Annotated in this window: 16 protein-coding genes; 9 read left to right on the top strand and 7 right to left on the bottom strand. The window is 73.6% G+C overall.

The features are described from left to right. The first annotated feature begins 161 nt into the window (after positions 1 to 161). The 3 genes from F8271_RS10545 to F8271_RS10535 all read left to right on the top strand — a co-directional run bounded on the left by F8271_RS10545 (position 162) and on the right by F8271_RS10535 (position 2,862). Positions 162 to 380, top strand: a complete 219-nt coding sequence (locus F8271_RS10545) for a hypothetical protein (protein ID WP_151489519.1) — start codon at positions 162 to 164, stop codon at positions 378 to 380. A gap of 101 nt (positions 381 to 481) precedes the next feature. Further along, positions 482 to 1,741 (top strand): M48 family metalloprotease, encoded by a 1,260-nt coding sequence (locus F8271_RS10540; RefSeq protein ID WP_151489518.1) that lies wholly within the window; start codon positions 482 to 484, stop codon positions 1,739 to 1,741. Continuing rightward, a complete protein-coding gene (locus F8271_RS10535; RefSeq protein ID WP_151489517.1) occupies positions 1,738 to 2,862 on the top strand; it encodes a glycosyltransferase family 4 protein in 1,125 nt (374 codons plus the stop codon). Before F8271_RS10540 ends, F8271_RS10535 begins: the two co-directional genes overlap by 4 nt. A gap of 12 nt (positions 2,863 to 2,874) precedes the next feature. Here F8271_RS10535 and F8271_RS10530 read toward each other — a convergent pair whose 3' ends face one another. The 7 genes from F8271_RS10530 to F8271_RS10500 all read right to left on the bottom strand — a co-directional run bounded on the left by F8271_RS10530 (position 2,875) and on the right by F8271_RS10500 (position 11,325). Beyond that, a complete protein-coding gene (locus tag F8271_RS10530; RefSeq protein ID WP_151489516.1) occupies positions 2,875 to 3,543 on the bottom strand; it encodes a 1-acyl-sn-glycerol-3-phosphate acyltransferase in 669 nt (222 codons plus the stop codon). Positions 3,544 to 3,557: 14 nt separating this feature from the next. Next, positions 3,558 to 4,139: a TetR/AcrR family transcriptional regulator gene (locus F8271_RS10525; protein ID WP_151489515.1), complete on the bottom strand. Its 582-nt coding sequence runs from the start codon at positions 4,137 to 4,139 to the stop codon at positions 3,558 to 3,560. 259 nt (positions 4,140 to 4,398) lie between these two features. Beyond that, positions 4,399 to 6,057 (bottom strand): bifunctional diguanylate cyclase/phosphodiesterase, encoded by a 1,659-nt coding sequence (locus F8271_RS10520; protein ID WP_225854393.1) that lies wholly within the window; start codon positions 6,055 to 6,057, stop codon positions 4,399 to 4,401. Between the two features lie 79 nt (positions 6,058 to 6,136). Continuing rightward, positions 6,137 to 6,946, bottom strand: coding sequence for an SAM-dependent methyltransferase (locus tag F8271_RS10515; protein ID WP_151489513.1), 810 nt, complete (start codon positions 6,944 to 6,946; stop codon positions 6,137 to 6,139). 188 nt (positions 6,947 to 7,134) lie between these two features. Then, the gene (locus tag F8271_RS10510) at positions 7,135 to 7,803 is read right to left on the bottom strand and encodes a response regulator transcription factor (RefSeq protein WP_007072219.1); all 669 of its coding nucleotides are present in this window, start codon (positions 7,801 to 7,803) and stop codon (positions 7,135 to 7,137) included. 7 nt (positions 7,804 to 7,810) lie between these two features. Continuing rightward, positions 7,811 to 9,502, bottom strand: a complete 1,692-nt coding sequence (locus F8271_RS10505) for a GAF domain-containing sensor histidine kinase (RefSeq protein ID WP_151489512.1) — start codon at positions 9,500 to 9,502, stop codon at positions 7,811 to 7,813. A gap of 14 nt (positions 9,503 to 9,516) precedes the next feature. Continuing rightward, positions 9,517 to 11,325, bottom strand: coding sequence for a long-chain fatty acid--CoA ligase (locus F8271_RS10500; protein ID WP_151489511.1), 1,809 nt, complete (start codon positions 11,323 to 11,325; stop codon positions 9,517 to 9,519). Between the two features lie 122 nt (positions 11,326 to 11,447). Here F8271_RS10500 and F8271_RS10495 point away from each other — a divergent pair, with 122 nt between their 5' ends. The 6 genes from F8271_RS10495 to F8271_RS10470 all read left to right on the top strand — a co-directional run. Beyond that, a complete protein-coding gene (locus F8271_RS10495; RefSeq protein WP_151489510.1) occupies positions 11,448 to 11,903 on the top strand; it encodes an SRPBCC family protein in 456 nt (151 codons plus the stop codon). 31 nt (positions 11,904 to 11,934) lie between these two features. Beyond that, complete coding sequence (locus F8271_RS10490) at positions 11,935 to 12,627, top strand: hypothetical protein (protein WP_151489509.1); 693 nt, start codon at positions 11,935 to 11,937, stop codon at positions 12,625 to 12,627. A gap of 76 nt (positions 12,628 to 12,703) precedes the next feature. After that, complete coding sequence (locus F8271_RS10485) at positions 12,704 to 13,651, top strand: ROK family glucokinase (RefSeq protein ID WP_151489508.1); 948 nt, start codon at positions 12,704 to 12,706, stop codon at positions 13,649 to 13,651. Between the two features lie 11 nt (positions 13,652 to 13,662). Next, positions 13,663 to 14,367, top strand: a complete 705-nt coding sequence (locus F8271_RS10480; protein WP_151489507.1) for an endonuclease/exonuclease/phosphatase family protein — start codon at positions 13,663 to 13,665, stop codon at positions 14,365 to 14,367. A gap of 116 nt (positions 14,368 to 14,483) precedes the next feature. Beyond that, positions 14,484 to 15,890, top strand: coding sequence for an NAD(P)/FAD-dependent oxidoreductase (locus tag F8271_RS10475; protein ID WP_151489506.1), 1,407 nt, complete (start codon positions 14,484 to 14,486; stop codon positions 15,888 to 15,890). A gap of 55 nt (positions 15,891 to 15,945) precedes the next feature. Further along, positions 15,946 to 16,305, top strand: a 360-nt coding sequence (locus F8271_RS10470) for an alpha/beta fold hydrolase (RefSeq protein ID WP_151489536.1), incomplete at its 3' end; no start/stop codon positions are given.

The raw sequence follows: 16,305 nt of genomic DNA, 5'->3' as shown, positions 1-16,305 counted from the left end.
TGGGATACCCCGATATCGCTGATCTGGAGTGGATCTAGCCCTGAAACGGGCGGTCGGACGGGGTTCCTGTCGTACCCGGTGGTTAGTGTCGATGTCACCGACGGTGCTCGGTCGGCGACGACGGGAGTCGCCCGGGCGCCGCGAGCCGATCAGGAGGCGTGATGCTCATCGACTGCGACGGGTGCGCGAAGCGGGCCGACGGCTGTTCCGGCTGCCCGCTGACCGCCCTGTTCGACGAGACGTCCCCGGCGGCCGGGTTGGTCGCCGCCGAGGTCGAGGCCATCGAGGTGCTCGCCCGAGCCGGCTTCGACGTGGAGGTGCTGGCCGCGCCCGCGCGTCCCGGCGCGGCTCACCGCCCTCCCACCCGCCGGGTCGCCTGAGCGCGACACCGCACTCGGAAGCGCACTTCTCGCGGGCCATAGGATGAGCGGTCACGGCGGGAGGAGCAGCGCAATGAACGGGGTACAACGGTGGTGACGCGGTGACCCCGCGCGGGTGGGCGTTGCTGACGCTGGCCGGGTTGACCGTCGCGCTGCTGGTTATCGCCGCGCTGCTCATTCCGTGGCACCGACCCCCGGCACCGCGTGCCGACCAGCTCGCCGCGCTGCGTGATCTTCCGGCGCAGCAGGTGGCCAAGGGGCGTGAGTTCCGCGCCGCGCTGCGTCCCGGCAGCTACACGGCGCTCGCGGTCGGGCTACTGGTCGCCCTCGCGCTCGGGCTCACCCCGCTGGGCAGCCGCCTCGTCGAGCTGGTGGGCCGGCCGTTCGGTGGGCACTGGGCCGCGCAGGCGGTGCTCGGAGGGTTGGCCGTGGTGCTCGTCGCCGACCTGCTCACCCTTCCGTTCGCCGCCTGGCGGCAGAGCGTGCTGACTCGCTACGGCATGAGCACCAACGGGTGGAGCGGCTGGGTCGTCGACCTGCTCAAGTCGTACGCGGTCAGCGCGGTGATCGGCGCGGTGGCGCTGTTCGGCTTCTACGCGGTGATCCGGCTCGCGCCGCGCTGGTGGTGGGCGTTCGGCGCGGCGGGCGCGGCCCTGCTGGTGGTGCTGCTGTCGTTCGTGCTGCCGGTGCTGGTGGAGCCGGTGTTCAACAAGTTCACCCCGATGGAGCAGGGCCCGCTGCGCACCGAGCTGATGAGCATGGCCGCCCGCGACGGGGTGCCGGTGCGCGACGTGCTGGTCGCCGACGCCTCGCGGCGCACCAGGGCGGTCAACGCGTACGTCTCCGGCCTCGGACCGACCCGCCGCGTGGTCGTCTACGACACGCTGCTGAGCGAGGCGACCCCGGCCGAGGTGACCGCCGTGGTGGCGCACGAGCTGGGGCACGCAAGGGACTCCGACGTCGCGGTCGGCACGCTGACCGGGGCGCTGGGCGCGGCCGCCGCGGTGGTGGCGCTCTACCTGATCGGCTCGTGGGGGCTGCTGCTGCGGTGGGCCGGCGTCGACTCGGTGGCCCATCCCCGCGCGTTTCCGCTCCTCATCGCCCTGGTCACGGTGGCCGGCCTGATCGCCACTCCGGTGCAGGCGCTGATGTCGCGCCGGGTTGAGGCGCGGGCCGACGCGCACGCTCTCACGCTGACCGGTGATCCGGTGGCCTTCGAGTCGATGCAGCGCCGTCTCGGCTCGGTCAACCTGGGCGACCCCGACCCGCCGCGGTGGGAGTACCTCTACTCGGCCTCGCATCCGTCCACCGTGGAGCGGATGGCCGCCGCCCGCGCGTACGCCCGGGAGGCTGGCCGATGAGCCGCACGCTGCTGATCACCAATGACTTTCCGCCCCGCCCCGGCGGCATCCAGTCCTTCGTGCACAACCTCGCGGTGCGTCAGCCGGCCGGCTCGGTGGTCGTGTACGCGTCGAGCTGGCGCGGTGCCGCGAAGTTCGACGCCGACCAGCCGTTCGAGGTCATCCGGGAACGCACCCGGGTGCTGCTGCCCACCCCGCTGATCGCCCGTCGGGCGGCCCGGCTGGCCCGCGCGTACGACTGCGACACGGTGTGGTTCGGCGCGGCGGCCCCGCTGGGGTTGCTCGCCGCCGGTCTGCGTCGCCGGGCGGGCGTACGGCGGGTGGTGGCGCAGACCCACGGCCACGAGGTGGGGTGGGCGGCGCTTCCGGCGGCCCGGCCGGCGCTGCGCCGCATCGGTCGGGGCGTGGACGTCACGACCTACCTCGGCGAGTACACCCGCAGCCGGCTGGCCCGGGTGCTGGACGGGGTGACCGAGCTGCGCCGGTTGGCGCCCGGGGTGGACGTGGACACCTACCACCCGACGGTGGACGGTGAGCAGGTCCGCGCCCGGCTGGGGCTGACCGACCGGCCGGTGGTGGTCTGCGTGTCCCGGCTGGTGCCGCGCAAGGGTCAGGACATGCTGATCCGGGCCCTGCCGGAGATCCGCCGTCGGGTGCCCGACGCGGCGCTGCTGATCGTCGGCGGTGGGCCGTACCGGGCGACGTTGGAGAAGCTGGCCCGGCAGACCGACGTGGAACGCGACGTGGTCTTCACCGGGTCCGTGCCCTCGGCCGAGCTGCCGGCGCACTACGCGGCCGGCGACGTGTACGCGATGCCGTGCCGCACCCGCAATCGCGGCCTCGACGTGGAGGGGCTGGGCATCGTCTACCTGGAGGCGTCCGCGACCGGCCTGCCGGTGGTGGCCGGTGACTCCGGGGGCGCGCCGGACGCGGTCCGCGAGGGCGAGACCGGTTACGTGGTACGCGGGCGGGACGTCGCGCAGCTCGCCGACCGGGTGAGCCGGCTGCTCGCCGACCGGGACCTGGCCCGCCAGTTGGGCGCGGCCGGCCGGGCGTGGGTGGAGCGGGAGTGGCGCTGGGAGGCGCAGGCGCAGCGGATGGCGGCACTGCTCGCCGGCTGACCGCAGGGGCGCTCAGGTGGAGGGCGCCCGGGGCGGCGCGTAGCGCGGCACGTACTCCTGGCCGGTGAGCCGCTGGATCGCCGCCATGACCTCGTCGGTGACGACCCGGATGTCCCGTGGCCCGTCGATTCGGCCGGCGACCGGGATCGCTGGGCCGAACCGCAGGGTGACCGGGTGTCGGCGGGGCAGTCGCGCGTCGACCGGCAGTACCTCGACGGTGCCGAGCACGCCCACCGGGATGATCGGCACCTCGGCGTCGCGGGCCAGCCGGGTCATGCCGGTCCGACCCCGGTAGAGCCGCCCGTCGGGGGAGCGGGTGCCCTCCGGGTAGATGGCGACGAGGCCGCCGGAGCGCAGCACCGGCACGGCGGCGTCGAGGGCGGTGAGGGCGGCCCGGCCGCCGGCGCGTTCGACCCGGATGGCACCCATGCCGTTGACGATGCGCCGGCTGAGCCAGCCGCGCGGACCTCGGCCGGTGAAGTACTCGGCCTTGGCCCAGAACGTCACGTGCCGGGGTGTCAGGCAGCCGAGGAACAGCTCGTCGGCGACGGACAGGTGGTTGCCGGCGAGGATCGCGCCGCCGTGCCGGGGCAGGTGCTCCAGCCCTTCCACGCGGGGCTGCCAGCCCACCCGCAGGGTGGTGCCGACGGTCAGCTTGCCGAGGTCGTACAGCAGCGGCACGTGTCCTCCAGGGTTCAGTGCGGGGCGGGGCCGAGGTGGGCGTCGAGCGTGGCGCGCAGCAGGGCCTCGTCGTCGGTGACGCCGGTCGCCAGCGGCAGGCTGCCCCAGGCCCAGAGCTGGGCGATGCCGTGCAGGTTGGCCCAGAGCGCGCCGGCCAGGACCGGGGCGGGCGCGTCGGTCGGCCGGCGTAGCCGCACCACCAGGTCGGCGAGGACGGCGAACAGCGGCAGGCTCGTCTCGCGGAGCCGCGGCCGGCCGCTGGCCAGCAGGTCGTGCCGGAACATCAGCTCGAACATGCCGCGGTGCGCCGCCGCGAAGTCCAGGTACGTCCGGGCCAGGGCCGTCAGTTGGGTACGTGGGTCCGGGCCGACGTCGCGCATCGTCTTCTCGACGCGGGCGGTGAGGTCGGCGAAGCCCTCCCGGGCGATGGCGGAGAGCAGGTCGACGTGGGTGGGGAAGTAGCGCCGCGGAGCGCCGTGCGAGACCCCGGCCCGGCGGGCGATCTCGCGCAGCGACACCGCCGACTGTCCCTCGGTCAGCACCAGGTCCACCCCGGCGGCCACCAGTCGGGCCCGCACGCCCGCCTCCTCGCTCATAGACACTGTCTACCAGAGTTGCGTAGACGGCGTCTACCGCCGGCCCGGGTGAGCTGTGGCCAGGGTGAGCTGTGGCCCGGGTGAGCTGTGGCCGGGATGAGACCCGGGCGTGTCCGCACCCGGTGACCCTCGGCCCGTCGAGCATGATGCCTCAGTGGCATCTAGATGACTGTGCGGCATCACGCCCGCACGTCCGGCCACGTCCGGCCACGTCCGGCCACGTCCGGCCACGTCCGGCCGCCGGGCGGCTGCGCAGGGCTCAGCGGATGCGGGCCAGAATGCGATCGGCCGGGGCCGGCCGCCCGAAGTGCCAGCCCTGCGCCGCGTCACAGCCGATCGCCCGCAGCCGTTCGGCCTGCCCGGCGGTCTCCACACCCTCGGCCGTCACCGTCAGATCCAGCGCGTGCGCCAGCGAGACCAGCGAGGCGAGGATCCGCTCGTCGGTGCGCCCGACCGCCGGCGAGCGCAGCCCGGCCACGAACTCCCCGGCCACCTTCAACTCGGTCACCGGCAGGTCCCGAAGGTACGCGAGGTTGCTGTAGCCGGTGCCGAAGTCGTCGATGGCGATCCGCACCCCAAGGTCGGCCAGCACCCGCAGGGCGCGGACCGGCTCCTCGGCGGTGCTCATCATCGTGCTCTCGGTGATCTCCAGCTGGAGCCGCTCCGGTGGCAGCCCGGTCTGCCGCAGCAGGGCCAGCACGTCCTGCACCAGCCCGGGTCGATGCACCTGCCGGACGGCCAGGTTGACGCTCACGAACGGCGCCTGGGCGCCGCCGGCCGACCACGCCTCGGCCTCCCGGCACGCCTCGGCCAGCACCCACCCGCCCAGTTGCACGATCAGGCCGGTCTCCTCGGCCAGCCCGATGAAGCTGTCCGGTCGCAGCACCCCCAGCTCCGGGTGGCGCCACCGGACCAGCGCCTCCACGCCCAACAGCCGGCCGTCCCGCAGCGACGTCAGCGGCTGGTAGTCGAGGTAGAACTCGCCCCGCTCCAGGGCGGCCGGGATGGCCGCGGAGAGCGCGTACCGGGCCAGTTCGCGCCGGCTGCGTTCGGCGTCGTAGAGCGCCCAGCGCGCCCCGCCGGCCGCCTTCGCCCAGTGCAGGGTCGCGTCGGCGGCCCGCATCAGGTCGCTCGGGTTGGCGCCGGCCACCTGGCGCTCGACGATGCCGATGCTCGCCGAGACCTGCAGCTCGTGCCCGTCGACCGACGCCGGCGTGCGCACCGCGGCCAGTGCCGTCTCGGCCACCTTCACCATGTCGTCGGTGCCACCGGTGCCGTCGACCAGGATGACGAACTCGTCGCCGCCGAGCCGGGCCACCAGGTGCTCGCCGAGGTCCTGGCACAGCCGTTCGGCCACCATCGTCAACAACCGGTCGCCGACCTGGTGCCCCAGGGTGTCGTTGACGACCTTGAACCGGTCCAGGTCGAGGAAGCACACCCCGACCCGCTGCGCCCCCCGGCCCGGCTCGTTGAGGGCGGCGGTGAGCCGCTCGGTGAACAGCGTCCGGTTCGGCAGGCCGGTCAGCGGGTCATGCGTCGCCTGGTGGCGGAACCGCGCCTCGCTGGCCCGCAGCGCCCGCTCCGCCTGCGTACGCGCCACCATGGCGGCCCGGCGGATCGACTCCTGCTCGTCGAGGGTCCGGTCGCGCAGCGCACGGGCGTACCCGGTCGCCACGGCGGCCAGCAGCCGCGCCATCCGGTCCTCGACGTCCTCGGCCACCAGACCCAGGTCGCGTACCAGCCGGAGTTGGATGACCTCGACGGTACGGCCCAGCCCCTCCGCCGAGGCGATGTGCGCGCCGACCAGTTCGGCGCCGACCCGGTGCCCGGCACGCAGGTCGAACGGCTCGGCCAGCAGCGCGCCGGCCAACTGGCCGGTGAGCCGGTGCAGCAGCGCCTCGAGCTGCGCCTGCGTCATCGGCAGGTAGCTGGTGCCGGAGACCGCCTTCGCCCAGGCCCGCGCGAAGGTGCTCGGGCGGGACGCCGCCTCGGGCGATTCAGCCACCGAGTCGCCCGACGCCGCCCATGAAGACCGCCCGCTCGGCGTCCTCGGCGCTGTCCGGGGTGTCCGGCCGCCACTGCGGCACCCACACCACACCCGGGTCGAGAAGCTCGAACCCGTCGAACAGCGCGGTCAGCTCGGCGCGGCTGCGGATCCAGAGTGGGCTGTCGGTACGCCGGTAGACCCGTTCCGCCTCCGCCCGCTCGTCGGCGCTGCGCCCGTCGTCGCTGGCCTGCGACAGCACCAGGTAGCTGCCGGGGGCCAGGGCGTCGCGCAGGGTCGCCAACAGCTCCGCGGGCCGGTCGTCGTCGGAGACGAAGTGCAGCACGGCCACGATCATCACGGCCACCGGCTGGCTCAGGTCGAGCAGCTTGCGGACCTCCGGGTGGTTCAGGATGGCCTCCGGGTGCCGCAGATCCTCCTGTACGACCACCGCGCGGTCGTTGCCGGCCAGGATCTCCCGGCTGTGCGCCACCGCCACCGGGTCGACGTCCACATAGACCACCCGCGACTCCGGGTCGATCCGCTGGGCGATCTCGTGCACGTTGCCGACCGTGGGGATACCCGAGCCGATGTCCAGGAACTGCCGGATGCCGGCCTCGGTCAGGTGGTGCACCGCCCGGCGCAGGAACGCCCGGTTGGCCTGGGCCATCAGCGGCGCCTCCGGCACCGCCGCCACCATCGCCTGGGCCGCGGCCCGGTCGGCGGCGAAGTTGTGCGAGCCGCCGAGGTAGTAGTCGTACATCCGGGCGACGCTCGGACGCTCGATGTCGATGGTGTCGGGTGCCCAGTCCGGCCGCTGCATACGCTCACCCCTCGAGTCGGCGTCGCGGGCATCGCCGCCCGCGCGGGTATTGTGCCCCCGACGTGCCCGCCAGACCATAGCGTGCCGTCAGGTTGCTCGCCGACGTCGGTCGATACGCGAAGGTCCGCGCCGGCGGTGAGCTGGCGCGGACCTTCGGTGCGGCGTCCCGCTCGACGAGCGGGGGCCGGTCAGAACTTCGGGGCGTCGGGCGCCTCGAGCAGGCCGAGCCGCAGCGCCGTCATCAGCGCCTGCGCCCGGTTGGCCGCGCCGAGCTTCTCGTAGAGCTTGGAGATGTGGGTCTTGGCCGTGGACTCGCTGACGAACAGCTGCTTGGCGATGCCGGCCACGCTCATCCCGTCGGCGAGCAGCCGCAGCACCTGACCCTCGCGGGGGGAGAGCTGCGGACCCGACGGGGCGAGGCGGCGCTTCATCGCCTCGGCCAGATCGGCGGCGGTGAACGCGCTGGGGGAGGAGGCGGCGTGCCGGGCGGCGGCCACCACCTCGTCGGCCGGCGCGGTCTTCGGTACGAAGGCACTCGCACCGGCCTCCAGGGCGCCGAAGAGCTGATCGTCGCCCGCGTACATGGTCAGCACCACGATGCCCATCGACGCGCTGGACTTGCGCAGCGCGCGGGTGGCCTCCAGGCCGCTGCCGTCGGGCAGCCGCAGGTCCATGATCACCACGTCCGGCTGCAGGGCGCCGGCCTGGCGTACACCCTCTGCCGCCGTGGCGGCCTCACCGACGACCTCGAACTGCCGGTCGCGCTCGAACGCGTGCCGCAGGCCCTTGCGAATCAGGTCGTGATCGTCGACAAGGAGGACCTTGGTGCGGGTGGCCGGTGTCGGACTTGTGGTCATCCTCGGGTTACTCCCCTTCTGGTGCTGCGCTGTCACGCACGTTATCTCGCCGGGACGAGGTGCCGAGAACCACCGCCACGGTCGTGCCGCTCGGTTGCCGCGGCCTGATCTCCAACCGGCCCCGGATACGTTCCGCCCTCTCGGCCATGATCGCAAGACCGTACCGCCCGTCGGGGCGCTGGTCAGCCATCCCCTGACCGTCATCCGACACTTCTATTTGCGCGTACGGGGGGTCCACCTCACACGTGACCCACAGATTGGACGCCCCGGCGTGCTTGCGCGCGTTGGTCACCGCCTCCTGCGCGATGCGCAGCAACTCGGCCTCGGTGGCCGCCGGCAGTCGCGCCGTGGACTCGTCCAGCGACAGATGCACGCGCAGCCCGCCGGAGGCGCCCACCGTGCGCGCGTACTCGGCGATCGCCGCGGCCAGTCCGCCCTGGCGGTCCACCTCGCTGCGCAGCTCGAAGAGGCTCAACCGCAGCTCGGTGATCACCCGGGTCACCTCGCCGCGCAGCGTCCGCAGCGCCTCGGCGGTCTCGTCGGCGTCGTCGAAGACGGTGGCCAGGGCGTTGTCGATGCCGTAGCCGACCATCACCAGCTCCTGCGCCACCCCGTCGTGGATCTCCCGGGCCAGCCGCTGCCGCTCCTCGTTGGTGGCCAGCGAGCGGACCTCGTCGAAGAGCAGCGCCGCCTCCAGTCGCAGCGCCGCCGGCCGGGTCAGCCCGGTCACCCGCGACACCACCGGCGGCGGGTACGCCTGCGCGACGTCCGCCTCCAGCACCACCAGCCCCACCGTGCGCACACCGGCGACCAGCGGAACGATCAGCGCGGAGACGTCCCCGCCGCGGTGGGTACGCGACTGCGACCGGGCGGCCGTCGTGGCCTGCTGGCTGGCCCAGGCGTCGGCGATCGCCGAGTCCGCGTCGAGCGTCGTCTCCCAGTCCACCCGGTCCACCCCGGCCTGGGCGAGCACCACGAGCCGGCCGCCTCCGCTGGCCGACAGCACCGCGCCCCGGTCCGCCCGGGCCACCGTACGCAGCTCCTCCAGCAGGTGCTCGGAGATGCCGCCCGGGTCCAGGGTCGCCCCGGGCAGCTGCCGGGCGACGGTGCGCAGCTGGGTCAGCAGTCGGGTCGCCTCGGCGTACGGCTGGGGCTTGCCCTCGCCGCGGACCGCCATCACCCGGTGCAGGGTGCCGGCCGCGTACAGCCCCAACGCGGCCAGGATCAGCCACTGCGCGCAGACCGCCAGGTAACCCGGTTGGCCGAGCTGGCGGCCCCCGCCGACCTCGGTCAACGCGCCGCTGACCAGCAGGGTGGCGGCGGTGACGGCGAGCAGGGCGGCGCCCTCGGAGAAGCGGCGGCGCAGCGCGGTGACGGTCACCGGGACGGCCAGGTAGGGCAGCACCGCCGACGCGCCCAGGCCGTCGACCGTGCCACCGATGGACGCCACCGCGGCGACCTGGCTCGCGGCCAGCCCCAACACGACCACCTCGGCCACCCGGCTCAGCGGGCCGATCAGCCGGTGCTGCGGGGCGAGCAGGGACGGCAGCCCGGCGACCGCCAGCAGCGCGATCCACCACAGCTGGGTGACGTCGTGGGTGGCGAAGAGGGTCAGGACGGCGACCAGCGCCAGCATCACCACGCGGGCGGCCGCGGCGAGGGGATGCGGGTGCGGTGCGGCGGTTGTGGATGCGGGCACGTGACGGATGGTAGTCAGCCCCGATAGATATCGGCGATTTCTGCCGCGTACGTCTTGTGGACGACCTGCCGCTTGACCTTGAGCGACGGGGTCAACTCGCCGGTGGCCTCGGTGAAGTCGCGCGGCAGAACCCGGAACTTCCTGATCGACTCCGCCCGGGAGACGTCCTGGTTCGCGGTGTCGACCGCGGACTGGACCTGCGCGAGCAGCCCTTCATGTTCGCGCAGTTGGTCGACCGAGGTGTCTGCGGGCAACCCGGCCGCCTGGAGCCACTGTGGCAGTGCCTCCTCGTTGATGGTGACCAGCGCCCCGATGAACGGCCGATGGTCGCCGACGACGACGCACTGGCTGATCAACGGGTGCGCCCGGACCGCGTCCTCCAGCGCACCTGGGGCGACGTTCTTGCCGCCCGCGGTCACGATCAGCTCCTTCTTGCGGCCGACGATGCTGAGGTAGCCGTCGTCGTCGAGCTGACCAAGGTCGCCGGTGCGGAACCAGCCGTCGCTGCTGAGCGCCTCGGCGGTCGCCGGCTCGTTGTGCCAGTAACCCTGAAAGACCAGCTCACCGGAGACCAGGATCTCGCCGTCGTCCTCGATCCGTACGGTCACGCCGGGCAGCGGACGACCGACGGTGCCGATCCGGGTGCCGGTGGGCAGGTTCACCGCGACCGCGGGCGAGGTCTCGGTCAGCCCGTAGCCCTCCTGAATGGTCACCCCGACGCCGCGGAAGAAGTGGCCGAGCCGGGCACCGAGCGGCGCGCCGCCCGAGAACGCGTCCCGGCACCGGCCGCCGAGCGCGGCTCGCAACTTGCCGTAGACCAGCCGGTCGAAGACGGCGCGCTGGGCGCGCAGCGCGATGCCGGGCCCGCGCGGCGTCTCCAGAGCCTCGCTGTACGCGATGGCGACCTGCTCGGCTCGCGCGAAGATCGCGCCCCGGCCGTCGGCTTCGGCCTTCTGCTTCGCCGTGTCGTAGACCTTCTCGAACACCCGGGGCACGGCGAGCACAAAGGTCGGCCGGAACTCCCGCAACTCGGCGGCGAGGTTCGTGGTGTCGGCGCAGTGTGCCAGCGTGGCCCGGATCTGCACCACGCCGATCTGGACCAGCCGGGCCAGGGCGTGCGCCAGCGGGAGGAAGAGCAGGGTGGACGCGCCCGCGTTGAACAGGTTCGGCAGCACCGGCACCGTGTTGGCGATGTCGGCGTACATGTTGCGGTGGGTGAGCACGCAGCCCTTGGGTCGCCCGGTGGTGCCGCTGGTGTAGATGACGGTGGCGAGGTCGTCGGCGCGGATCGCCGTGCGGCGCCGTTCGACCTCGGCCAGCTCGACCGGGGCACCGGCGGTGACCAGCTCGTCGACCCCGCCGAGGTCGATCTGCCAGACGTGGTCCAGCTCGGGCAGCCGGTCCCGTACGCCGGCGACCAGGTCGGCGTGCCGGGCGGTCTCCACCACGACGGCGACCGCGCCGGAGTCGGCGAGGATCCACGCGGCCTGCTCGGCGCTGGACGTCTCGTAGATCGGCACGGTGACCGCGCCGGTCGCCCAGATGGCGTAGTCCAGCAGCGTCCACTCGTAGCGGGTGCGGCTCATCAGCCCGACCCGGGCGCCCGGCTGGATGCCGGCGGCGATCAGCCCGCGGGCGACCGCCGCCACCTCGTCGCGGAACTGCAGGCAGGTCACCTCGGCCCAGGCGGTGCCGTCGGTGGTCGTGCTGCGGCGGGCGAATTGGACCGTGTCCGGCGCGACCTCGGCGTTGTCCCAGACTGGATCGGTGAGGTTGGCCGCGTCGCCAACGGTGACGATCGGCGGAACGGAGAACTCGCGCACCTGCACTCCTTCGTGCTCGCACTGGCCGGGCCGGCCGCCACGACGGGCGTCGGCTCAGTCGAAACCTACCCGCCGGGGGCGGCACGCCGTATGGGTGGTACCCGCCGGGTAGCCTCCCCCCCATGGCGGACTCCTCCACCCAGTCGATCATCATCGGCGCGTCACCGGACCGGGTGACGGCGGTCATCTGCGACTTCCCGCGCTACCCGGAGTGGACCGAGGCGGTGCGCCGCGCCGAGGTCGTCGAGGAGTACGAGGACGGCTACGCCAGCCAGGTGCGGTTCACCATCGACGCCGGGGTGATGGCCGACGAGTACGTGCTCGCCTACGAGTACGCCGAGGATCTGTCCCGCGTCGAGTGGCACCTGGTCGCGCCGTCGAAGATGCAGAAGACCCAGCGCGGTTCGTACGACGTGGTGGGTAACCCGGACGGCAGCACCACGGTGACCTACACCCTCGAGGTCGAACTGTCCGTGGGCATGCTCGGCATGTTTCGGCGCAAGGCCGAAAAGATGATCATGGACACCGCGTTGAAGCAGCTCAAGCACCGGGTAGAAGCATCCGGTGCAGCGCAGTGACGCGTCCGGCGGCAGGGTGGAGGAGCCGAGGGTGAGCGGCACGGATCCGGGTTCGGCCCGGGAAGAGGCGGAACGGCTGGTCGCCACCCTGCTCGCGGGCGCGCGGTTGGCCTCCGCGGGGTCGACGGGCGGCGCGTTCGGCCCGCTGGGCGGACTGCTGGCGGGTGTCCTCGGTCACAGTGGCACCCCGGACGCCCGGTCCCATGGGGGCGGCGGTTTCGCCACCGGTTCGGCCGAATGTTGCGTCTGTCCGGTCTGTCGGGGCATCGCCGCGTTGCGCGACCCGAGTCCGGAATTCGCCGAACGGCTGGCCACCGGCGCCGGTGACCTGGCGGCGGGCGTGGCCAGCCTGCTGCGCGCGTTCTCCCCGCCGGAGCCGCCCACGGCGAGGGCACCCGAGTCCTCCGCGCCGGCCCGGCCGGTACCCACCCCGAGCACCGACGACGAGGTCCCACAGTCCGCCCCCGCCGACCGGTCCACCGACACCGACCACGAGCACGTGTGGCGCGATGCCACCCGCACCGGGCATGATTCTCAGCCGGCGCCGGAGCGGGATGTCTGGTCGGTCGCCACCCGGACGGCGGACCCACCCGCCCCGGCCACCACACCACCCGTCGACGACGCCGGGCCGGTGGCCGCACCGGCACCGACCAACCGACCGGTGGTGCCCGCGACGCGGGTGCCCGACGACGCCGGTGCGGACGCACCGGGCGACGGCGCCTGACCGCGGGACATCCCGACCCGGACCGACATGCCGTCGGCGCGCGGGCCGGACAGCACAGCAGAGGGGGGCGGCAGCGGTGACGCTGACCATCGGAGTCGACGTCGGTGGCACGAAGGTGGCCGGCGGTGTCGTGGACGACACCGGCACGGTCCTCGTGCAGACCCGACGGGACACTCCCGCCGATGACGTCGGCAAGACCCGCGACGTCATCATCGAACTGGTCGGCGAACTCGCTGCCGGGCGGACGATCGAGGCCGTCGGGATCGGCGCGGCCGGCTGGATCGACGCCACCCGCTCGACCGTGCTCTTCGCCCCGAACCTGGCCTGGCGCGACGAGCCGCTGCGCGAGTACGTGAGCGCCGCGGTCGGTCTGCCGGTGATCGTCGAGAACGACGCCAACGTCGCCGCCTGGGCCGAGTTCCGCTACGGCGCGGCCCGCGACGCCGACGACTCCATGGTCATGTTCACCATCGGCACCGGCGTCGGCGGCGGCATCGTCCTCGGCGGCGAGCTGATGCGCGGCGCACACGGCGTCGCCGCGGAGCTGGGCCACATGCTGGCCGTGCCGGACGGGCACCAGTGTGGCTGCGGGCGGCTGGGCTGCATCGAGCAGTACGCCAGCGGCAGCGCCCTGGTCCGCTTCGCCCGCGCCGGCGCCCGACAGGAGCCGAACCGGGCCACCGCGCTGCTGGACCTGGCCGGCGGGGAGGCCGAGGCGATCACCGGGCACATGGTGACCGCGGCCGCGCAGGGCGGCGACCCGATCTCCGCCGAGGCGTTCGCGCAGATCGGCCGGTGGCTGGGCACCAGCCTCGCCGACATGGCGCAGATCCTCGACCCGCAGACCCTGGTGGTCGGCGGTGGTGTGATCGACGCCGGTGACCTGCTGCTCGGCCCGACACGTCGCTCGTACCTCGACGCGCTGGCGCAGCGCGGCCGCCTGCCGGTGGCCGAGGTGCTCCCCGCCGAGCTGGGCAACAGCGCCGGGGTGATCGGCGCCGCCGACCTGGCCCGGCGGATCTGAGGCGGGCACCGATGGGTGAGGCTGCCGGCGTACCACTGCGCGTGGTGTCGTACAACATCCACAGCCAGCGCGACGACACCGCCGCACTGGCGGCGGTGGTCCGGGCCGCGAGGCCGGACGTGGTGATCGTGCAGGAGGGGCCGCGCCGGTTCCGGTGGCGGCAGAAGTCCGCCACGCTGGCCGAGTCGTTCGGGCTGGTGGTGGCCGCCGGTGGACTACCCGCGCTGGGCAACCTGCTGCTGACCAGCCTGCGCGTCCAGGTGCGGGGCACCCGCTGTCAGCGGTTCCCGCTGACCCCCGGCCGGCACCTGCGCGGTGCGGCGTACGCCGAGTGCCGCGTCGCCGACGCCCGGTTCACCCTCGCCGGCTCGCACCTGTCCACCGACCCGGCGGAGCGTCCCGCGCAGGCCGCCGAGTTCAAGCGTGGGCTGGACGCGGCGACCAGCCCGGTGCTGGCCGGCGCCGACCTCAACGAGGGTCCGGACGGCCCGGCCTGGGCGACGGTGGCGCGCGGGCTGACCGACGCCGCGGTGGCCGCCGACCGGGCGGAGCGGCTCACCTACTCCTGCGCCGACCCGCGCCGGCGCATCGACGCGCTCTTCGTCGACCCACGGATCACCGTGGTCGACTACGACGTGGTGGACACCGAGCAGACCCGCCGTGCCAGCGACCACTTCCCGGTCCTGGTCGACCTGCTGCTGCCCACCGACGGCTGACCCCGACCCCGCCCCGACCGTCGAAGTCTCCGGCGCAGGACTGGACATCCGGCTCCGTTGTGGAGAGGATTTCGCGGCGACCGGCACGCCTGCCGTACCAAAAGGAGATGTCCCCGGTGTCCACCTCCACCGACCACGGCCGGCCCGACCCGGAAGCGACCTCGGCCGCGGCGAGCCGTGACGGCCGCCCGGTCTCCGACCGGGGCGACACGGTCTGCGTCATCGGGGCCGGGGCCAGCGGCCTGACGGCCATCAAGAATCTGCGCGAGCACGGGTTCGGCGTGGACTGCTACGAGCGGGAGACGGGCGTCGGCGGCGCCTGGAACTGGCGGCACGACCGCAGCCCGGTGTACGCCAGCACCCACCTGATCTCGTCGAAGCCGTTCACCCAGTTTCCCGACTTCCCGATGCCGGACTCCTGGCCGGACTACCCGCACCACGGTCAGGTGCTGGCGTACTTCGAGCGCTACGCCGACCACTTCGACCTGCGGTCGCACATCTGGTTCGGCACCGAGGTCATCCGTGTCGAGCCCGCCGAGGGGGATCGGTGGGACGTGACCACCCGCTCCACCGGCGGGTACGGCCCGGAGCGCACCTCCCGCTACGCTGCCGTGCTGATCGCCAACGGCCACAACTGGTCGCCGAAGCTGCCCCGCTACGAGGGCCTGGAGCAGTTCCGGGGCGAGATCATGCACGCCTCGTCCTACAAGGACCCGGCGCAGCTGCGCGGCAAGCGGGTGCTGGTCGTCGGCGCCGGCAACACCGGCTGCGACATCGCCGTCGAGGCCGCCCAGCAGGCGTCGCGCTGCTGGCACTCCACCCGGCGCGGCTACTGGTACGCGCCGAAGTACGTGCTGGGTCGCCCGGCCGACCAGGTCAACGACGCGCTGCTGGCGCTGCGGGTGCCGTTGCGGATGCGGCAGTGGCTCTACCACTGGACGCTGCGGCTGACCGTCGGTGACCTGACCCGCTTCGGCCTGCCCAAGCCCGACCACCGGGTGTACGAGACGCACCCCATCGCGAACAGCCAGCTTGTGTACTACGTGGGCCACGGCGGGATCGGCCCGGTGCCGGACATCGCCGCCTTCCACCCGTACGCGGTGGAGTTGACCGACGGCCGTGAGATCGACCCCGAGGTGGTCATCTTCGCCACCGGCTACCTGCCGCGGTTCGAGTTCCTCGACGCGTCGGTGTTCGCCGACAGCGCCGGGGCGGGCCGGCCCACGCTGTGGCTCAACGCGTTCACCCCGGGGCATCCGACGCTGGCGGTGGCCGGTCTGGTGCAGCCGGACTCCGGGATATTCACCCTGTCGCACTGGCAGACGGTGCTGTTCGCGCGGGTGTTGCAGGCCCGCCGGGACCGACCCGAACGGGCCGCCGCGTTCGCGTCTCGGGTGCGCGAGCGGGCCGGGGAGCGGTACTCCGGGCAGGTCAAGGAGAGCAGCCGGCACTGGTTCGAGGTCGGCCACGCCGACTACCTGCGCGCCGTCCAGCGCGCCCTGCACGACCTGGAGGCCAAGTGAGCGGCGGGTCGCACAGTTGCGAGCGAGAGGCGGAACGGTGACCGAGCTGCGGATCATGCGGGGGCGGGAGTGGGCGCGGCCGGTCCGCCCGGCGCGGCGTGAGGTGCTCAGCGCCGTCCCCGAGGTGGAGGAGGGGCGCCCGCCGCTGCTCTTCGTCCCCGGTTTCGGCCACGGCGCGTGGGCGTTCGCCGAGCACTGGCTGGGGCACGCCGCGTCGCGCGGGTTCCCGGCGTACGCGGTGAGCCTGCGCGGGCACGGCGCCAGCGAGCCGGCGCCGGAGGCGACGCTGCGGGCGTACGCCCACGATGTGGTCCAGGTGGCGGCGGGCCTGCCGCGCCAGGCGGTGCTGGTGGGGCACGGCGCCGGGGCGCTGGTGGTGGCGCACGCGATGGCCCGCTACCCGGCGCGGGGCGCG

It is taken from the genome of Micromonospora sp. ALFpr18c (assembly GCF_008868155.1).
Lineage (GTDB): Bacteria > Actinomycetota > Actinomycetes > Mycobacteriales > Micromonosporaceae > Micromonospora.
The sequence above is the reverse complement of the archived record's forward strand: the minus strand, read 5'-3'. Positions and strand labels throughout refer to the sequence as shown.